The sequence below is a fragment of the Deminuibacter soli genome (assembly GCF_003412455.1).
Classification (GTDB): domain Bacteria; phylum Bacteroidota; class Bacteroidia; order Chitinophagales; family Chitinophagaceae; genus Deminuibacter; species Deminuibacter soli.
Genome location: NZ_QTJU01000014.1, coordinates 25255 through 44612 on the forward strand (window position 1 = coordinate 25255; position 19358 = coordinate 44612).

The 19358-nt window shown below is 47.2% G+C and carries 10 protein-coding genes; 3 read left to right on the forward strand and 7 right to left on the reverse strand.

The window, feature by feature from the left end:
- Nucleotides 1–90: 90 nt before the first annotated feature.
- The 7 genes from DXN05_RS22960 to DXN05_RS22990 all read right to left on the reverse strand — a co-directional run bounded on the left by DXN05_RS22960 (nt 91) and on the right by DXN05_RS22990 (nt 13135).
- On the reverse strand, nt 91–405 hold the full coding sequence (locus tag DXN05_RS22960; protein WP_116849656.1) for an immunity 53 family protein: 315 nt from the start codon (nt 403–405) through the stop codon (nt 91–93).
- A gap of 137 nt (nt 406–542) precedes the next feature.
- Nucleotides 543–860 carry an immunity 53 family protein gene (locus DXN05_RS22965; protein ID WP_317125887.1) on the reverse strand — a complete coding sequence of 106 codons (318 nt, stop codon included), beginning with the start codon at nt 858–860 and terminating at the stop codon, nt 543–545.
- A 175-nt stretch (nt 861–1035) separates the two neighbouring features.
- On the reverse strand, nt 1036–1530 hold the full coding sequence (locus DXN05_RS22970) for a hypothetical protein (RefSeq protein WP_116849658.1): 495 nt from the start codon (nt 1528–1530) through the stop codon (nt 1036–1038).
- A gap of 2 nt (nt 1531–1532) precedes the next feature.
- Nucleotides 1533–7790 carry a DUF6443 domain-containing protein gene (locus tag DXN05_RS22975; RefSeq protein ID WP_158559413.1) on the reverse strand — a complete coding sequence of 2086 codons (6258 nt, stop codon included), beginning with the start codon at nt 7788–7790 and terminating at the stop codon, nt 1533–1535.
- A gap of 47 nt (nt 7791–7837) precedes the next feature.
- Entirely contained in the window at nt 7838–11752 is a 3915-nt protein-coding gene (locus DXN05_RS22980; protein WP_147314055.1) for a hypothetical protein, read from the reverse strand.
- Nucleotides 11753–12108: 356 nt separating this feature from the next.
- Nucleotides 12109–12288, reverse strand: coding sequence for a hypothetical protein (locus DXN05_RS22985; protein ID WP_116849661.1), 180 nt, complete (start codon nt 12286–12288; stop codon nt 12109–12111).
- Between the two features lie 139 nt (nt 12289–12427).
- Nucleotides 12428–13135 (reverse strand): NlpC/P60 family protein, encoded by a 708-nt coding sequence (locus DXN05_RS22990; RefSeq protein WP_158559415.1) that lies wholly within the window; start codon nt 13133–13135, stop codon nt 12428–12430.
- Between the two features lie 330 nt (nt 13136–13465).
- Between DXN05_RS22990 and dnaE the strand changes: the two genes are divergently transcribed.
- From dnaE to DXN05_RS23005, 3 genes are all read left to right on the forward strand, one after another.
- On the forward strand, nt 13466–17161 hold the full coding sequence (gene dnaE / locus DXN05_RS22995; protein ID WP_116849663.1) for a DNA polymerase III subunit alpha: 3696 nt from the start codon (nt 13466–13468) through the stop codon (nt 17159–17161).
- A gap of 72 nt (nt 17162–17233) precedes the next feature.
- Complete coding sequence (locus tag DXN05_RS23000) at nt 17234–17752, forward strand: hypothetical protein (protein ID WP_147314059.1); 519 nt, start codon at nt 17234–17236, stop codon at nt 17750–17752.
- A 321-nt stretch (nt 17753–18073) separates the two neighbouring features.
- On the forward strand, nt 18074–19342 hold the full coding sequence (locus DXN05_RS23005; RefSeq protein WP_116849665.1) for an alkaline phosphatase family protein: 1269 nt from the start codon (nt 18074–18076) through the stop codon (nt 19340–19342).
- The last annotated feature ends 16 nt before the right edge of the window (nt 19343–19358 follow it).

The window sequence follows — 19358 nt, forward strand, 5'->3', positions numbered from 1 at the left end:
ATGTTTTTTGCTCCGCTGTATCAATTATATATTATCAGTATATAATCTGTTTTTGCTCATTATTTCCTCATCATCCAAATATGTTATTGTTTAACATCCTGGTTCATAACCGCCATTGCTTTCAACCAGTTCTTTAAATTTTCCCAATAAAAACTCCAGTTTGAATAAATCACCCACACCTGTAAAACATTTATCTTCCACTTTATAAGTATACCAATCATCATCGTTTTTCTCAACCAGCCCTCCGTCAAAATCCCAATTTTCCAATTCAGTATCAGTTAAATCAATTTTTATCAACCATCCAGGATTATCAAGTGTCTCAATCTTTATCCCATATTCATGTTCCCAGTCACCATCGCATTGCGATACCATCCAACTGGATATCCAATCTATAATGTTTTGCATCTGTCAATTATTAATGTCTATCAGTTGCTGATGTAGTATTAAGTCTTCAATTTAAAAAAACGACAGAACAAACTCTTCCCAATACCCGAACTTATCAATATTTAAATAAGTAAATGTTTTCAATAAAAATTGATGTATTATTTATTGAATCCAGGCATTCTATCATTGTTCTCAATCAGTTCTTTAAACTTTTCCAGTAAAAGCTCTAGTTTATTCAAGTCCCCTGTGCCGAAAAACTTTTTATTCTTTACTTTATAACCATACCAATTATTGTCATCTATCTCAATAAGAATCCAATCAAACTCTAAGTTTTCCCATGCGGTATCGGCCAAATCGATCGTTACACTCCATCCGGGATTATCCGTAGTCTCAGTCTTTATCCCATATTCATGTTCCCAGTCTCCATCGCATTGCGATGCCATCCAACCGGATATCCAATCTGTAATGTTTTGTATCTGTCAATTATTAACATCTATCAATCGCTGATATAGTATTAAGCCTTCTGCTTAAAAAAGGCAGAACAAACTCTTCCCAAAACTTGCACAAACAATTTGAAAAGGCAACTTAGGTTGTTCCCTTTAATCTATTACAATTTTACCAACCTAAATAGATTGGTGCTTTTGTGGAGCACTAGTTTATTTCACCCGATACCGCTTGGGAATAAAACGTAATACTCGTTTCTTTTTGGTTTTCAAATAATTCAAATACAAAAATTCTATCCGGAAACAGGTTTTTAATGCCAAATTCCCAGGCTGACTTTAAAACATGTGCAAATGCAATCAAAGCTCTGTGGTAGTGTTCATCGTCTGTATAAATATCTGTATTGAAGAAATAATCAGCGACCTCATATCTATTACATGCAGCTTCTATTAAAGGAATGTTTCCCTCAAAATGGGCCTTCCAGGCAGCGAAACTTTCTGTATTATAGCGAAAAGCAAGTATAATACATCCATCCACTTCCAGGAAATCAGGGAAAAAGAACTTACTGAATGCCAAAGCCGCGTTCATATCATATTTCCAGTTAACATACTCACTAATATCCCAATTTGTCGGATTCAATTGCATTGCCTGATTATAATCAATCAGCAAATCAAGATCTGCATTTATTAAACTCTTTATATTCATAGCTATAATCTTGTATTATTACCCGGAGGCGTTTCAACCGGGGTAGCAGGTTCTATTTTGTATTTCCCTTGTTTAACAGTCCCATTTGGCAAAGTATTGTATGTAGGTACTTTCTTAGTTGCCCCTTGTACTCCGTGACGATCAACTCCTCTATCAGATTCTACTTGTTTTACAATATTTCCATTTTCATCATAAGTACTATATTTTGTCGTTTTACCTGATGCATCTTTTCCTTCAATCTTACTCGAGTTTGGAGTACCACTCTCATTAGGCTTATTTTTAGATTTGGATGATTGTTGTGCAGACTGATCTGATGCGCCTTCGCTATGCACATTATTGTTTATCAAATTTTTGACAGCAACAGTTCCTGTTAATCCTCCATGTAATGCCACAGTTACACTTGCCAAAGACAGTGTACCGCCCGAGGCAACAGTCGCAAGCGTCCCTCCCAAGGCTTCCACTCCGCCGGTTGCCAAAGCTAAAACATCCCCTACTTTCTGCCCGAACCTAAAAGCAGTTCCTGCCCCACCACTTAAATTGCTACCATCTACCCGACCAACTCCTCCAACATTATCTGAACTATAAGCATTGGCTACACCTAAGAGCCCGGTTGCTCCTTCTGATATTATTTTTTTACCAACTTGGGCCGCTTTATCCAGCCAATCAGGCCAATCACCTAAATTATCACTGTAACTAACTGGGTTATTGTAATTTGATGCATACGGGCTCCACATTTCCATATCATCAATCTTCGGATCCACCTGCCACCATCTTGCAATCTGCGGATCCAGATCCCTGTAATGCGCCTCATACTCATTTAACCCCAAAGAACTATCGTACTCAATACCATTGTATTTGTAACGATTCTCCACCTTCCCCTCAGCCTTGCTGCTAATCCCCGCCATTGTTAACCCAAACGGGTAATAATGCGTCTCCTCCAGCAATGGCCCGTGGTTAAGTACCACCTGCAGGTTATCAAAATAAACTGCTACAGGACTTTCGTTACTGCAATATACATAAACGTAACCGTTGGCAGGTGCTTTGCGCGATTGCAGTTCACTGTAGTGATCTTTCAGTGTACCGTTGCCACCTACCATGCTAAAACCATGACCTACACAGTTAAAGCGCTCATCAAAAAACAGGTAGTTGATAAAGGCCTTGGGTGTAGTGCTGCTGGCATTGCTGGCGGTCGTTTGGTCTGCCTGCAGCAGCTGAATTTCCGAGATGGCAGAGGGTATGGCATTCAGGCCGGCAGCTGTTACACCATGCGCTGCAGCTGCCTGCGTACCACCGGGTGTACCCAGCAAGCCGGAAAGTATGCTTTCCGTAGGTATACCTGTATTGCCGCCGGGGTTACCCGTATTGTAGTACGATTTACCGAAAATATCAATCACATCGCCAGACATTACTTTCAGTGTAATACCCAAACCGGTTGCACTGGCACCGCCACCCGTCAGCTTAAACATTTTGGCGCTGTTGGCAGTGGTTTGCGAGTTGGGATTATTGTTGGCAATGCCATTGTTGTTGGCATAATCAGGCACACCGGAAGGTCTGCTTACAATATTGTTTTCGTCAATGCTGTAGTAGTTCTTTTCAACAGCCAGCGCACCATTGGTTGCATCACCTTCCAAAGTTGCAGCAGGGTAAATATCCTGCTGTTTTTCATCAGTAAGCACCACGCGTGTGTTGCCCAGGTGGTCTTTCAAAAAATAGTCAAAAGCATAGCCTTTAACGCTGCCATCGGTGTTCAGCTGCGGCCGTATACGCCCCTCTTCCTGGCCAAAGAATTGCAGCAGGTTGTTTTCATACACAAAGCCGCCGGCATAGTCTGTAATGGTTTGTTTGGCCGTATTGCCGTTGGCTGCACTGGCGGCTTCGTTTACCTGTTTCACCAGCTTGTTGCCTTCAGCATCGTACAGGTATTTGATGGTGCCTTTTACACTGCTGTTATCATCGGTGTTGGCGGTAATCTGCCAGGGCAGGTTCAGGTGGTTGTAAACGATGCCTGCAAGCTGTTTGTTTTTATCCTGTACCAGGTTGCCGTTTACATCATAGCTGTAATCTGCGCCGGTAGTATTGCCATCCTGGAAATCGCCCAGTTTGGCACCGGTAGTATTGGCCGCATCTGCTACGCTGCTTAGTTTGTTGCTGTTGCCGGTGTAAGCATAACTCAGCTGATCAATGGATTGATAAGCCATTTTACTAAAGCCGTTCTGCTGCATGGCCAGTATATTGCCGTTTTCATCATAGGCTGATGTTGCGGTAAGCCCATCCCCCATTTTAACGCTAAAGTCAATGCCGCCGGGGTTGCCCCACGAAGCATTGCCCGCATCGTACTGTTTAAACTCGGCACTCAGTAACCTGTTTACATTATCATAGCCATACCCAAAAGAACGCTCCTGCGGGTCGCCCTGTGTTTTCCAGCGGGCACCGGATATATTGCCGTTAAAAGCGGGCGACTGGTAGCCGTAGTCGTAACTCAGGTCCATCGCAAACCAGCGCTGGTCAATGGCCGAGGTTTTGGTTTGCCCGTAATCTTTCCAGTTCAGTCCTTTTAACCAGCCGCGTATACTGTAAGCATAATCCTGCTGCTCCAGGTATTGATTAGGCAGGGTTTGGCCGTTGTTATCCAATTTCTGGCCTAGCTGTTTCGTTTGCAGCTTGCCCAGCAGGTCGTAGTTGTTCACTGCAATAATGCGTGGCTGGCCATTGTCATTGATGGTTTTGGCAATGACAGTTTGCCTGCCGTAATTGTCATAACTAAACTGCGTCAGCACACGGTGATTATTGATATTACCCGCAGGGTTGTTGTGCACCAGGTAACTGCTCAGCACCTTGCCCGAAAAATCATACCGGCTGGTAACAACGTCCAGTCCTCCCTTGTAATTCTCCTGCTGTACCTGGGTCATGCGGCCTTTTTCATCAGGGAAGTTTACTGATTCCAGCCATTTGCCTGCTTCCAGGTTATTGGGGTCTTCCAGCACGCGAACACGCTTACCTGTTACCACACCATTCAACATTTCATTACGCGCACCAGGCACTGTTTCTGCATACAGGCTATTACCAGCAGGCAGCAACGTGTTATAAGCAGTCACCAGGTTCTTCTGTGTCCACTCGTAGTTATCGTAATAGGTATAAATCAGCGGCACAAAATTGCCTGAACCAGGTGCTGGGTTGGTAACATCTGAATTAATTATTTCCCCGGTAATCTCAACACCTGCAGGCGTTGCAAATCCATCCGTAAACTCAATGCTGTTACTTGCCTGGTAAAGCGTTTGGCCGGTTTGATACTGGCTCACCACCAGGTTTGCCGCAACGTTTACCAACCCGGTTAATGTTTGTTGCAGGGCAGCACGATCCCCGGTGTATCCTTGCAGCATGCCAGACTGGATAACCCTGTTCCTGTCATCGTACACCGTCTCCATCCAGGCATTGCTGTTCTGCCGCATATTGGCATCCTGTGTATATACCAGCCTGTCGCGCACATCATATACCATGTATACCCAGCCTGCGCCCGGTACTTTTTTGGCAATCATGCGCTGGCGGGCATCGTAGGCATAGCGGAAACAAAGTTCGTTCACCACATCCTGCTGCAGTATCCAGTTGGCACCAATGGCGGCGTTTACTGCTTTGGGTGGTATTACAAACCGCAGCTGGTTCAAATCGTCGTATATATAGTAAGTGCAAAGCCAGTTGGTGTAACCGCTGAAGTCTGCATTCACTGCGCCGTTCTGTACTTTTTTCAGGATCACATGGTCATCAAAATCCTTGTACTCTACTACTGCATTGCCGTTCTCGTCAAGGGTTACGTTTTTATATAATGTACCGTCTGCATAAGCATTGCCGGCAACCGGGATATTGATATCATCCTGTATGGCAGCATCATTGGCAATCGTCCACACGCGTACATTATCCCCTGCTGCTGTATTGGTCATATACTGCTGCTGCACGCCACGCTCACTGCCTACCCAGCTATTGCCGGCCTGCAGGCTTTTCAGCGGCCGCGCCAGCGGGGATGCTTCTACCACGGTTTTACTGTAAAAGAAATGTTCACCGGTTAAGGCAGGTTGCTGTGCTGCATAACTGCTTTTATAGAAGTTGGCCTGGCTGGTAAACGCATCTGTTTTATAGTTACCGTCTGTACCATTGGCATAGGGCAAAAACTTGTGTGTTTCCCTTCCGTATTCATCATATATAACAGGTGTAACAATATCGGTTTCGCCTGCTCCTTCGTGCCAGCTTACCTGTTGCGCAGCCCTGCCCAGCCCGTCAAAGTAAGCAGTGGCCTGGTGCATATCGGTTAATGCGGTCTGCCCATCAGCTGTATTCAAATCAAGTATGCCCGGTTTCAGGAAATCCCTTGTTTGAATAGCGTTGAAGTGTTGCGGTGTGGCCATTGGTGAAGCTGCAGGCAAATAAGCCGTGCCGCTGCCTGCGCTTGCTCCTGTTTCTGTAGTGGGTAAATGGCCCTGTGCAACCTGGCCGATACCTACAAACACGGTATTGGAATAAGCAGTATTTATACCGCATTTCGCCATACGCCTGAACCAGGTAGGCTGTGTAAGTCCGCTGTAGCTGGCTGATAGCTGGTCACTCCAGTTTGCCTGGTCTGTGCTGCTTTGCCATATGATGATATAATTTCCCTCGCACCGGTCGTTAGAGGGTGCCTGAACGCTTGAAAGGGTAATGTTGCCGTTTGGCGCTACGGTTCCGGCGCTGGCCTGTATAGTGCCGCCTGACAATGGGTATATGATACTGGCTACAGCGCTGTAAACATAACTGCCAAGATCATTCACCTGCAATCGTATCAAACTGTTGGCCGTTATCGCAGCAGGTGTATAACTGCCGGCATTCGCGCCGGTTATATTCGTCCAGTTGCTGCCGTCTACCGATACCTGCCACTGGTAAGTATAGCTGCCGTCTCCGCCAGATACCTGCCATACCGCAAAGGTGGGCAATGAATTGCCTGGTTCAATATATACCACACCGCCCGGGTTTATAGCAACACGCAATGGCTGGTATACGTTTATCAATACGCTATTGCTTGCCAGCAGGGTGCCATCGCAGTTAACCTGGCGACGGAAATAAATATTGGTGGTGAGGTTTACAGGTGTATAGGCAGCAGCAGTAGCACCGGATACGTTTGTCCAGCTGTTGCCATCTGCCGATGACTGCCATTGATAATTATATCCGCCTATACCACCTGTTGGTGTGGTGCCGGTTATTGACCCCGGACTACCTCCGGAAAAACACGTGTTTGCAGTAGCTGTAATGGTTCCTGCATCGCTCAATGGCGGAAACACATTCACGGCAAATACATTGGTGTATGCCTGGCTTACCCCGTCGCTTACCATGCGCCTGTACCAGGTGGTTACAGTTTGTACAGGCGGTATCATGTAGAGTGCTGTGGCCGTAGCTTCTGTACGGTTAAACCAATGCGCGCCACCGTCTGTTGAACCCTGCCACTGATAGGTATAGGTGCCAATACCACCGGTTGCCTGCGTGCCATAAAAGAAGGCGGTTGATGTTCCCGGGTAAATGGCATCTGCATCCGGGTAAGCCGTACCGCCGTCAAGTGTGGCATATACGCCTGAATTTAAACTGGCTGATGCAGTGGTAAATGTTTCTGCACCGGAACTTACCAGTACGCGGTAATACAGTACCCCTGCTGCTGTGGGTATGGCCGGACTATAATTTTTAGCCGTAGCGCCGCTAACATTGGTCCAACTGGTGTTATTGGCCGATACCTGCCACTGGTAGGTATACGTGCCGTTACCACCGGTGGGTGTATTGGTGGTAAAAGTACCCGGTTGCTGGCCCACGTAGGCATTGAGCAAACCGGGGCTGATAACCACGTTTTTTAAGCGTGGATTAACGGTTACGGTAATGGTTTTACTATGCCCGCAATTGTCATTTACCTGCACGGTAGCACTCGTCACCACATCCACATCGGCAAAGGTCACGCTGGTTGAAGGATAGTCGCTGCAGCTGCCCGGGGGCGGAACAGGTGCAGCAAGGGCAGCAAATACCTCGCCACCGCCGCATTGGGAAGAACTGGTGGTACCGTTGGTAACCGTCCAGCAAAAACCTGTGGGGCTGCAATTGTAAGTATCTGTACGGGTGGAATAACATTGGCTTGAATTGCCTGTTACACTAACAGGCCCCAGTATCTGCATCTGCGCACGGGCTGTAGTACAGCATACCGCCAGCACAATGCATATATAGCTAAGAAAAGAAAGAATACGTTTTGAATGAAACATGGGCTCAGATTGAAAATAACGCATGATGGTTTAACCTTGGCAATAGATTATTGTGCATTACAGGATTGGGATGACTGAACAGTATAGTCAGCAGACCGGCTTCCATCCGGGAACTCGTAGTGGTACGTACACGTCCAGCTGGTTTCCGAATTTTTTACCGAAGCCGTAACCACTTTGGTGCCTGCATAACAAACCCTGTTAATGCACTTCATCCCTTCCGCCACACAATTGACACATGGCACCGGGCAGGCAGTAAAATTCTGTCCGGCCAGCTTGTTCCACCGCTTCTGATTGTACGTACTGCTGCACGGGTTCACATCAGTCTGTTCCTGCTCCTGCTCACCGGTATTGTCTGTAAAATTGCTTACCACACAACGCAAAGGAGTAGCTGTATTTACCCACACACCATTGTTTTGAAGTGAAACATCAATACCCGCATCAGTCCAGCGCGTTTGTGCATAAGTGCTGCTGGAGGTATTTACATCTTTTTGTTCCACCTGCAATAAAGCAGTTTTATAATTGCTGTTTGCGGGGCAAGGCTTTGCACGGGTATTACCGGTTGGCTGCCAGGTAGCAGCATCGTTTAATACACCGCTTGCCATATAATCGTAACGGTATTGTTTCAGAATATTATTGTCTATATCGCGCACTGCAACCAGGCGGTTTAACTGGTCATAATCGTAATACTGCACCATTCCGTTGGCATCCATTTTTGATGTCGGACCTACAAAGGGAATATAGTTATACGAAACCATCGCCGCGTTTTTAGGATACAACCGCACTTCATCCATATTGGTTCCCTGCACCGTAACAACCGAAGGGTTCTGCAATTCCCAGTAATACATGCGCCAGCCCTGGTGTGTTTTTACCAGCTTACCACTTGCACCGTTAACGGTAGCAGTACTGTTGGTCCACAAGCTCACTGCATAGGTTCCGGCTGTAGCAATATTTTTATGAATAGCGCCGGTAAAACTTCCGGTACCCGTGAAATAGGCTGCATTGCTGATACTTCCGTTATCCATCACCCAATTGCCCCAGGTATCCAGTTCAAAACCGGTACAGGCCACCTGGTCACTCTGCGCATTATCCACCTGGCAAAGCGGTAAGCCGTATTGCTGGTACCACAGGTAAGTAATGGGTTTATCGTTAACTTTCTGCAATTGCATGGGGTGGCCAAGCTGGTCGTATTGGCTGTACAGCAATTCATCACGCAGTGCATCACCGGGCGATAATTGCACCTGTACTGTTTTCGGTTCCAGCACCTTGCTGTCTCCAAACCAGTCATCATAAATGGTCTTCTTCTGTTCCTGCAAAGCCCCGTTCAGGTAAGCGGTTTCCACAACCGGTGTAGCAATCTGGTTGGTGGCTACCAGTTTGGCATAAATAGGATCAGCCGGGAAATCCGTGGGATATTTCTTTTCACTGCGCAACACCTGTTTGCGGCTGTCATTGGTAGTAATGGCAACCGGTTCTGTATTCACCACATCGCCGTAGGCATACTGCACTGTTTTCGTTACCGCCCCTCCTGCCAGGTACTCGGTAGTAGTGGTTTGCTTCAGTCTGTTCCAGCGATTTACATAGTGCGCCACTATTATATCAAAGCAATCCATCCTGTTACCCAGGTTTATATCAGGCTGATAATTTTTACGCACGTATACCGAAGAAAGGTTGCGTGTATCAGTGCCGTTTAACACTTCATACTCATCTTTTTTATCTGTCAGTATAACTAACCTGTTATCAAACACCCTGGTGCGCAGAACGGTACCTGTTAATGTCGGTTGCTGATCTGTAGGAAGCAGAAACTGCTGCTGACCGCGGGCAACAACAAACAGGGAACCATTGTCAAGGTCTGCAAAAGTGTATTCAGTACCGCCGTTTGCAAAACCCGCATCGTCACTTTCTATCACAGATTTATAGTAAACAGGCGAATTGCCGGATATTTCATAAGCCCTGGTAGTACCACTGGATGTGTACAAATCTCTTGTACAAACTCCCACTTCTCCATTACAACTTGTATTGGCAAATTGAATCCTGTTTTGAAAAGACGGTGGCGTATACTGGCAGCTGGATTCATTGAGCTTATCCAGCGACGTATATTTATAGTATTTGTTATGAGACTGGCCCGAAACAAGGTCACGGTAGGTGATCTGTTTTACACGAATGCCTGGCACCTCGGCAAAATTAACTACCTGCTGTGTTCCGCTTATGTCATACTGAATTGATCCGGTACCAACATATTTAGCGCCGATTACCCTGATCGTATAATAGTAAGTATGACCGGCAAAAAAGTCTATGTTCCTTAACAAAGAACGATCTTCACCAATTACGAAATTCCGGTACACCTGTGTACCATTGTCATATACAACCACTTCTACCGCTTTGGCATTAGGGTCACGTATATGATCACTTGCATCCCGAACATCACAGGTTGCAGTAAGTGCAGCGCTTTGGTCTTTTGTGGCGGTTACTATATCTGATGTGTAGATAGTCCCAATTCCATCTGTACCAACGCCACTCACATCAGTATGCCGGTATACAGGCGCAGGCGTACCCCAGGCCGAGGTTACATTGGGCTCATAAGTGTATTCTTCGCGCCCGCCTGTAGGGTACGTAATTGCCTTTAATACACCCTGCATGGCCGCTTTCCAGTCAGGATTGCGGAAACCCCAGTCAATCTGGTAATTATTATCCGTTACAGGCGGTATTAAACAGGCGCAGGTATTGGTTTGCCCGTTATAAAATCCGAGAAAGTCCTGCCGCCCCGATACTGGTCCTGCAACACCTTCTATATGGTCATACTCAAGTAAATAGTCATGCGTACTTGTATTTTCGTGCTGGTCAATCTCCACCTGCGATACCTTGGTAAGAAAGAAACGGTCGTTTACATTTTGCACTTCATTCCTGGAGAAAGGAACATCATAATATTGAAAATGGTAAGTCTTGCCCGGCGCAGTCATGGTCACCAGCCTGTTATCGCCGCTCTGGTCAGGCCTGTTTTCATAAGCGAAATTTATCACCAAACCATTAGATGCCGTGATACCGGTAAGATAGTTGGTTTCATATTCCACACGATTCATTACATTATTGTATAAAATAGTACCGCAGCCATTATCGCAGGTTGTACCACCAATCACACCTTCCTGCAACGTTTGGTTCAATCCGGTATACACCTGCGTGGTAATAGGCGCATAACTAAAATCAATATATTCCCCGTTAGAAAGCGTGATATGTTTTAAAAAATACGCAGTAATAATCCTGTCTTTCTTTACAATAGTCCCTGCAACAGTAAAGCTCTTGGTAATCTCAGTAATACCGCCAAAGGTATACGCCACACCATCAGGTGTTGTTAAAGTAAAATTACCACCCGGTACACCGGTAAGCTTTACATTCGATTGGCTGGTTAACAAGGGCACCCCATTATCATCCATTACAAACTTCCCGGAAACACCGTTTACATTAAAGCTGTATTCGTCGCGTTGCGTGTCCATAATACTGGTGCCTTCCGACGCAGCAGTTGCATACAGGTAAACAGCATCAGAAAAATCGGCGGGGTCAAGAATACCAGCCGGCATCGGTATACGCTGCGATGTTTCGTCGGGCGTACCTTTCACACTGCGGGTTAGCATCCCTGTATTGCTGATGGTCCATCCCTGTCCCATCCTGCCCGGCACTTCATCGGCCTTCATCCCCTGGCTGCTGTACGATAAGCTGATGGGGAAAGAGAATTTACCCAGTTTTATTTCATACAGCGGTATCCTCGTGCCAATGGCACCTGTTGACAGGTTTACATTACCTATCCCTTCTTTCACAAACGCAGTGGCATCCGGCGAAGCAGGCAATAATTCCGGTATCGCCACCTGGAACGGCCCACCGCTTCCGGATGACGCAGCTTTCATCACCTGCGCCTGTACCAGCGGAAAATAACACAGCAATAAAACAACGGTAACAATCCTTCTCATCATGTTTAGGTGCATTAGATATTCTACAATCCATATTCAACTCCAACCCATACACACAAGCCAACACATCGCCCTCCGGTACCCGCAAACACGCACCCACCATCTTCAGCAGCATAGGCCAAAACGGTTAACAGTTTTTGAAGGCCCCTGCCGGAACACATCAAAAAGCTGGTATTATAAAACAATAAATGGTTGGGGAAAAAGGCAACAGGAAAACGACATGCAGTTAAATATGGTTACAGGTTTATATTTTGAGTTGAAATAATTGCCCGCGAATCTATAGCAGAAAATTCAAATTCCGGCATTCCCTCCGCACGAAATTGCGGCGCCAACGCTAACCCGGCAGCCACCTGCCCATATTACGCAGCTACCTGCGGAACTACCGCAGCCACCTGCAGCAACTGCGCAGTCATCGCCCGCAGTTGGGGAGTTACCTGCCGCCTTAACGCAGGTACCTGCGCCCTGTTTGTACGCACCTGCCGCAATTGCGGAGACACCTGCCGGCCTTGCGCACACACCTGCGCAACATTTTGCCACACCTGCCGGATATTTTGCCAACCGCTTTATAACAAAAAAGCAATCGCCCCGACACTAACCGGGACGATTGCTTTTTTATATTCACTATTGACTATTGACTATTCACTATTCACCAATGATTCCCCACTCGCCACTCACCCCTCACAACTTCCCGATCCTCCCCGCTCCCCTGTACCTCGGCCGCCAGTACGTATCATTCAAATCACTTACCATTACCCCACCGCTGGTAGATGCATGTACAAATTTGTTGTTAAGCAGGTAAACGCCTACATGCGATATTTTGCGCCCGCTGGTATGAAAAAATACCAGGTCACCTTCCCGCAGGTCATTTTCTTCTACACGCTGGGTTTGGTCGTATTGTTCCTGTGCGGTGCGTGGTACCGATTTGCCGTATACATCCCGCTCTACTGTGAGTGAAAAAGCCGAGCAGTCAATCCCGTTTTCGGTGCTGCCGCCAAGTGCATAGCGGGTGCCCCACCAATGGTCAATTATCTTCAGGAGATCAACATTGGTTAGTTTCTCGATGGAGGCATCGAGCACAATGGCGTATTTCAGCTGCAGCCAGTCGGCTGTTTCAATATTAAAATGGGTGGAGTTCACATCATCCGGCGGTGCATAAATCACTTTTTTGTTGCCGGGAATATCGCCGTTAGAGCTGTGTTTGGAAGTAACGATTGTACCCGGCGTTACGGCGATGCCGTCAATAAACTGTACATTACCGCTCTTTTTGCCCTGTTTTGCAGGTGCTGAATTGGAATGGTCGGCCGATCCTGCGTTTTTCAGGCTCTTACAGCTTGAAAACACCAATAAGGCTACACAGCAGCACAGGCCCAATTTCCGGTTCTTCATCAACATTTGCGCAATATAATTGTCCTGCGCTTTGCCACCAACAAACCTGCACAAGTTTTTGTATATTGTTAAATAATACCAGTTTGTGGATAACTGCAAGCTGTTCAAACCCTGCTTTTTTACGACATTTGCAGACGGCGGACGCCTGAGATGCAGAACCTGGGAATAAGTGCAAACGCAACCGGAATTACAGAATCCGGCATCATACCAACCTCCGCGCCAGCGATCTCATCACAAGCGTATTACGCCGTTAGTTCCATATCGCTTTGTGGCCTTTGCGGGTTTTCCCTCTGCGCCCTTTGCGGTTAAAAAACAGCGCTACGTACGATTATGAAATTTTCGCATCTACACACCCATACGCAATACTCCCTGCTCGACGGGGCGGCCTCTATTGACAGCCTGTATAAAAAAGCAGCGAAAGACAATATGCCCGCACTCGCCATCACCGATCATGGCAATATGTTCGGCGTATTTGAATTTGTAAGCCAGGCATGGAAAAATACCCGCGTCATCGGGAAAGACGAAAAAGGCAAAGACATTACCGAGCCCGTGGTTAAACCCGTGGTAGGCTGCGAATTTTACGTGGTGGAAGACAGGCACAAAAAATCCTTCTCCAAAGAAGTAAAAGACGAACGTTACCACCAGGTAATGCTCGCCAAAAATAAAGTTGGTTACCAGAACCTCATCAAACTTACCTCGCTCGGTTTTATCGAAGGTATGTACAGCAAGTACCCGCGTATAGATAAGGAGCTGATTGAAAAATACCACGAAGGACTTATTGCCACTACCTGCTGCATTGGCGGTTATGTGCCCCAAACCATCCTGCACGATGGTGAAGAAGCAGCAGAAAAGGAATTCAAATGGTGGCTGGATATTTTTGGTGAAGACTACTACATTGAAGTACAACGCCACGACATTAAAGAGCAGGGCATCATCAACGAAGTGCTGCTGAAATTCGCGAAGAAATTCAATGTACCCGTCATTGCCACAAACGACAGTCACTACACCGACCGCGAAGATGCCAATGCCCACGATATCCTGCTTTGTATTAACACTGGTGAAAAGCAAAGCACACCCGGGTTCGACGACTTTGTGAATGATGAGCTGCAGTTCAAAAACCGCCGCTTTAAATTCCCGAACGACCAGTTCTATTTCAAAACAACGGAAGAGATGAACCGCCTCTTCCACGACATACCCGAATCGCTCGACAATACCAACGCCATTGTTGACAAGATCGAGGTGCTGAACCTGAAGAAAGACATCCTGCTGCCTGCATTCCCTATTCCCAAAGAGTTTCAGACAACAGAAGATGCCAACATCAACCAGTGGAACTTCCTGCACTACCTTACCTACGAAGGTGCAAGAGCGCGCTACAGCGAGATTACGGAAGACATACGCGAGCGTATAGACTTTGAGTTGTTCACCATTAAAACCATGGGGTTTGCCGGTTACTTCCTTATTGTGAGTGACTTTATCAAGGCAGGCCGTGACCTCGGTGTATTCATCGGCCCGGGCCGCGGATCGGCCGCAGGCAGTGCAGTGGCTTATTGCATTGGCATCACCAATATCGACCCCATTAAATACAACCTGCTGTTCGAACGTTTCCTGAACCCGGATCGTAAAAGCATGCCGGATATTGATACCGACTTTGATGATGAAGGCCGCCAGCGTGTAATTGATTACGTGGTGCAGAAATACGGCAAACAACAGGTGGCGCAGATTATCACCTATGGTACCATGGCCGCCAAAATGAGTATCAAAGATGTGGCACGCGCACTGGATCTTCCATTGCCTGAATCAAATGCCCTGGCCAAAATGGTGCCCGACAAGCCGGGTATTGAACTGGGTCGCGTGTTACAGGCCCCCATTACATCGAAAGACGGCGCCAAATCACTCGAAGAAAAAGAAGGCCTTGGCCCTGAAGACCTCGATAACGTACGCAGGCTGCGCGATATATACCAGGGTGAAGATATCCGCGGGCAGGTGCTGCGCGAAGCCGAACGTTTGGAAGGCTCGGTACGTAACACCGGTATACACGCCGCAGGTATCATCATTGCCCCGAAAGACCTTACGGAATTATTGCCCGTATCTACCGCAAAGGATTCTGACTTATGGGTTACCCAGTTCGAGGGCAGTATTATTGAAGATGCAGGCGTAATCAAGATGGACTTCCTGGGTCTCAAAACCCTGTCCATCATCAAAACCGCACTGGGCCTTATCAAAAAGAATTTCGGTATTGAAATAGATATCGACTACATACCGCTGGATGATGAAAAAACCTACCAGCTGTACCAGAAAGGAGAAACCAACGGTACATTCCAGTTTGAAAGTCCGGGCATGCAGAAATACCTGCGCGAGCTGAAGCCCGATAAATTCGCAGACCTTATTGCGATGAACGCCCTGTACCGCCCGGGCCCTATCGCTTACATCCCCAACTTCATTGACCGTAAACACGGCCGCGAAACCATTACCTACGATTTGCCGGAGATGGAAGAATACCTGGCCGACACCTATGGTATCACCGTATACCAGGAACAGGTAATGTTGCTGTCACAAAGTCTTGCCGGCTTCTCGAAAGGTGATGCCGACGTACTGCGTAAAGCCATGGGTAAAAAGCAGATCGCGGTACTGAATAAAATGAAAGCGCAGTTCCTGGAAGGCGCACAGGCCAAAGGACATCCTGCCGATAAGCTGGATAAAATATGGACCGACTGGGAAGCCTTCGCGCAATACGCCTTCAACAAATCGCACAGTACCTGTTATGCGTTTGTGGCTTACCAAACCGCTTATCTCAAAGCACACTACCCCAGCGAATACATGGCCGCCGTACTCAACCACGCAGGTGCCATTGAAAAAATCACCTTCTTCATGGAAGAGTGCAAACGCATGGGACTGCAGGTATTGGGACCAGACATCAATGAATCAACCAAAGGCTTCGCGGTAAATAAAAAACCCGGCGCCCCCATTGAAGAACCGGGCATTATCCGTTTTGGTTTCGGTGGCCTGAAGGGCGTGGGCGAAGCAGCCATTGAAAGCATAATTGAAGAACGCGCGCTGAATGGCACTTACAAAGACATATTCGATTTTGTAAAGCGCATTAACCAGCGTGCGGTGAACAAGAAATCAATGGAGAGCCTTATTTATTCCGGCGCATTTGATTGCTTCACCGATATACACCGTGCACAGTATTTTTTTACAGCACCCAACGAGCAAAAAAGCGGGCTGGAACGTGTGATTATGTTTGGCAACCAGTACCAGGCCAACAAACACCAGTCAACCCACAGCCTGTTTGGCGATGCAGTAATGCAGGAAATACCGCCGCCTAAATTACCGCCCTGCGAAACATGGTCGCTAACCGAAAGGCTCGACTTTGAAAAGGAAGTCACCGGTATCTACCTCAGTGGTCACCCGCTGGATCATTACAAGTTTGAGCTGAAGCATTACGGCATTATGACGCTGGCCGATTTCAATGAAATAAAAGACACCCCATCTAACCTGCAAACCGTTGGCAGCCGCAACTTCAGGCTCGCCGGCCTGGTAACCGATGCCCAGCACCGCATTACCAAAACAGGCCGCAACTTCGGCATACTGGTGATTGAAGATTTCACCGGCAAAACCGATATCATGTTGTGGAGTGATGATTACGTGCGCTTCCAGAACTACATTGAAAAAGGCAAGAACGTAATGGTGAACGGCTTCTTTAAACAACGCTTCAACAGCGACAGCTACGAGTTTAAGGTAAGCAGCATCAACCTGCTCGAAACCGTAAAACAATCGCTCACCAAACAGCTGGAGATCAGTGCACACCCTGTAGCCATCTCCAAAGAGTTTGTGGAGTTTATCGAGAACAATGTAAAAGCCAACCCCGGCAAGGCTTCCCTGCGCTTCAACTTTTACGAACCAAGAGAAAACCTCAAAATAAGCATGTATACCATGGAACGCGGGTTCCAGATGAACGATGAAATGGCCCTTTTCCTGATGGATTACCCCGATGTGGACGTAAATGTGGGTTTAAACGACCGCTAGTGTTGTAACGTGTGCATGATATGATTATCTTTAATGTGTTTTAAACCTAATACCATTATTAAAGAACATATCATGCACAAAAAGCAACTGCTATTCCTGGTGCTGTTCTTTGGCAGCATTCTGTACATGGGCATCAACACCGGCTGTTCAAAAAACGGCACAGAAGGGCCCAAGGGCGACACAGGTACGGCTAACGTAATCCATTCTCCCTGGATTACTTTAAACATGTCATTAATCAGGAGTGATTCCGTTTACTTTCAAAGCATTAGCGCCCCCGGTATTACACAATCCATTCTCGACAGTGGTGTGGTATTAACCTACCTTACGTTCACCGGCAGCGATGGTACCCAAAGTGTGGTAAACGCCAATACCTATTTTGGCCAGGTAGGCTTAAAACCGGGCACAATCGAACTGCTGTCCTTTTACAATTACACGGGTCTTAAATTCCGCTACGTCATTATCCCGGGCAGCGTAGCAGGCGGCCGCAGCACAAGCCTGTTAAACCGCTATACCAGGGCTCAGCTGGAAAACATGCCCTACAGCGATATCATCACGCTCCTGCAGCGTAACGGATTAGTGAGTGGTGAGTAAAAAAGCCGGTGAATAGTGAATAGTCAATAGTGAATAAAATTATGCGCGTGGCTGTGTCCCCACAGCCACATTCTTACGCACAATGACAACGACACAGTATTTTTCCCACTCACAATTCACGATTCAATGTCGTTTAGTTAACGGTTCCTTTGTGAACTTTGTGGGTTTTCCCTTTGTGTTCTTTGCGGTAAAAATATAAATCACGCTTAACTAAATGACATTGATTCACGATTCAAGATCTGCTATCATTCCCTTAATTTTTGCCGTGGGCGCTCATTTCTCGTCCCGTTACTCGAATTTTGCGCGCGTAAAAAACAAATTATGGTGCTTAGAAAAGTCGCATTTCTCCTGGCGCTGGCCTTTACCCAGCACAGTTTTGCCCAGGATACCACGCAGAAAATAGTCCCTAACCGCTTCAACAGCCCGGCCCAGGAACAAAAACCCTATGTTATCCTGATTTCTGCAGACGGCTTCCGCGCTGACCTGGCCGACAAATTCAACGCTAAAAACCTCCAGCGCCTGCGCGCCGGCGGTGTACAGGCCGATTATATGCAGCCATCATTCCCTTCACTTACCTTTCCCAACCATTATACCATTGTTACCGGTTTGTACCCTGCTCACAATGGACTGGTAGACAATGGTTTTTACGATGAAAACCGCCAGGCATCCTATACCATGGGCAATAAAAAGGCCGTGGCAGACAGCTCCTGGTATGGCGGCACGCCCCTGTGGGTGCTTGCCGAGCAACAGCAAATGGTAACCGCCAGCTATTTCTGGGTAGCCTCAGAAAGCGCCATCAAGGGTGTTCGTCCTACCTATTATTACAATTTCAACGATGCAACAGGCATCGACGAGCGCATCGGCACAGTGAAAAAATGGCTGCAATTGCCTGAAAACCAGCGACCCCACTTCATTACCTTTTATTTATCCGACGTTGATCACCAGGAGCATATGTACGGGCCAGACAGCAAGGAAGCCGCTGCCGCCGTTCAGTTTGTCGATTCCAGCGTAGCCAAACTGGTAGCAACAGTCGATTCACTGCACCTCCCGGTAAACTTCATTTTTGTAAGCGACCACGGCATGACGCAAACGGATATTGAACACCCGATAGCCCTGCCTTCAGTGATTGACACCACCAAATTTTACATTCCCTGGGGCGATGCGCTGCTGCACCTGTACGCGAAAGACAAAAAAGACGTACAACCCACTTACAAAGCCCTGCAGCAGCAGGCCAAAGATTCCGGTTCGTTTGATGTTTACCTCCCTGCCAACATGCCCGAACGCTGGCATTACAGCAAAAAAGACGACCGTTACAACCGCCTTGGCGACATTATACTGGTTCCGCACCTGCCCCGCTTTTTCAGCATGAACACCCGCAGGCCCATGCCCGGCAAACACGGCTTCGACCCGGCCCTGCCCGATATGCACGCCACCTTTTATGCCTGGGGGCCGGCCTTTAACCAGGGCCAGCGCATTGCAGGTTTCGAAAATGTACATGTATACCCTCTTGTAGCCCGCATCCTGGGCCTCCACTACACCGAAAAAATCGATGGCGACCCCAAAGTACTGGCGCCCACGCTGAAACAGTGAGTGGTGAGTAGTGAGT

Excerpts from the sequence above, each read along its gene's own strand:
- DXN05_RS22980 (WP_147314055.1), bottom strand. The coding sequence starts at position 11,752 with ATGATGAGAAGGATTGTTACCGTTGTTTTATTGCTGTGTTATTTTCCG.
- DXN05_RS22990 (WP_158559415.1), bottom strand. The coding sequence starts at position 13,135 with ATGAAGAACCGGAAATTGGGCCTGTGCTGCTGTGTAGCCTTATTGGTG.
- DXN05_RS22960 (WP_116849656.1), bottom strand. The coding sequence starts at position 405 with ATGCAAAACATTATAGATTGGATATCCAGTTGGATGGTATCGCAATGC.
- dnaE (WP_116849663.1), top strand. The coding sequence starts at position 13,466 with ATGAAATTTTCGCATCTACACACCCATACGCAATACTCCCTGCTCGAC.
- DXN05_RS22975 (WP_158559413.1), bottom strand. The coding sequence starts at position 7,790 with ATGTTTCATTCAAAACGTATTCTTTCTTTTCTTAGCTATATATGCATT.
- DXN05_RS23005 (WP_116849665.1), top strand. The coding sequence starts at position 18,074 with ATGGTGCTTAGAAAAGTCGCATTTCTCCTGGCGCTGGCCTTTACCCAG.
- DXN05_RS23000 (WP_147314059.1), top strand. The coding sequence starts at position 17,234 with ATGCACAAAAAGCAACTGCTATTCCTGGTGCTGTTCTTTGGCAGCATT.
- DXN05_RS22970 (WP_116849658.1), bottom strand. The coding sequence starts at position 1,530 with ATGAATATAAAGAGTTTAATAAATGCAGATCTTGATTTGCTGATTGAT.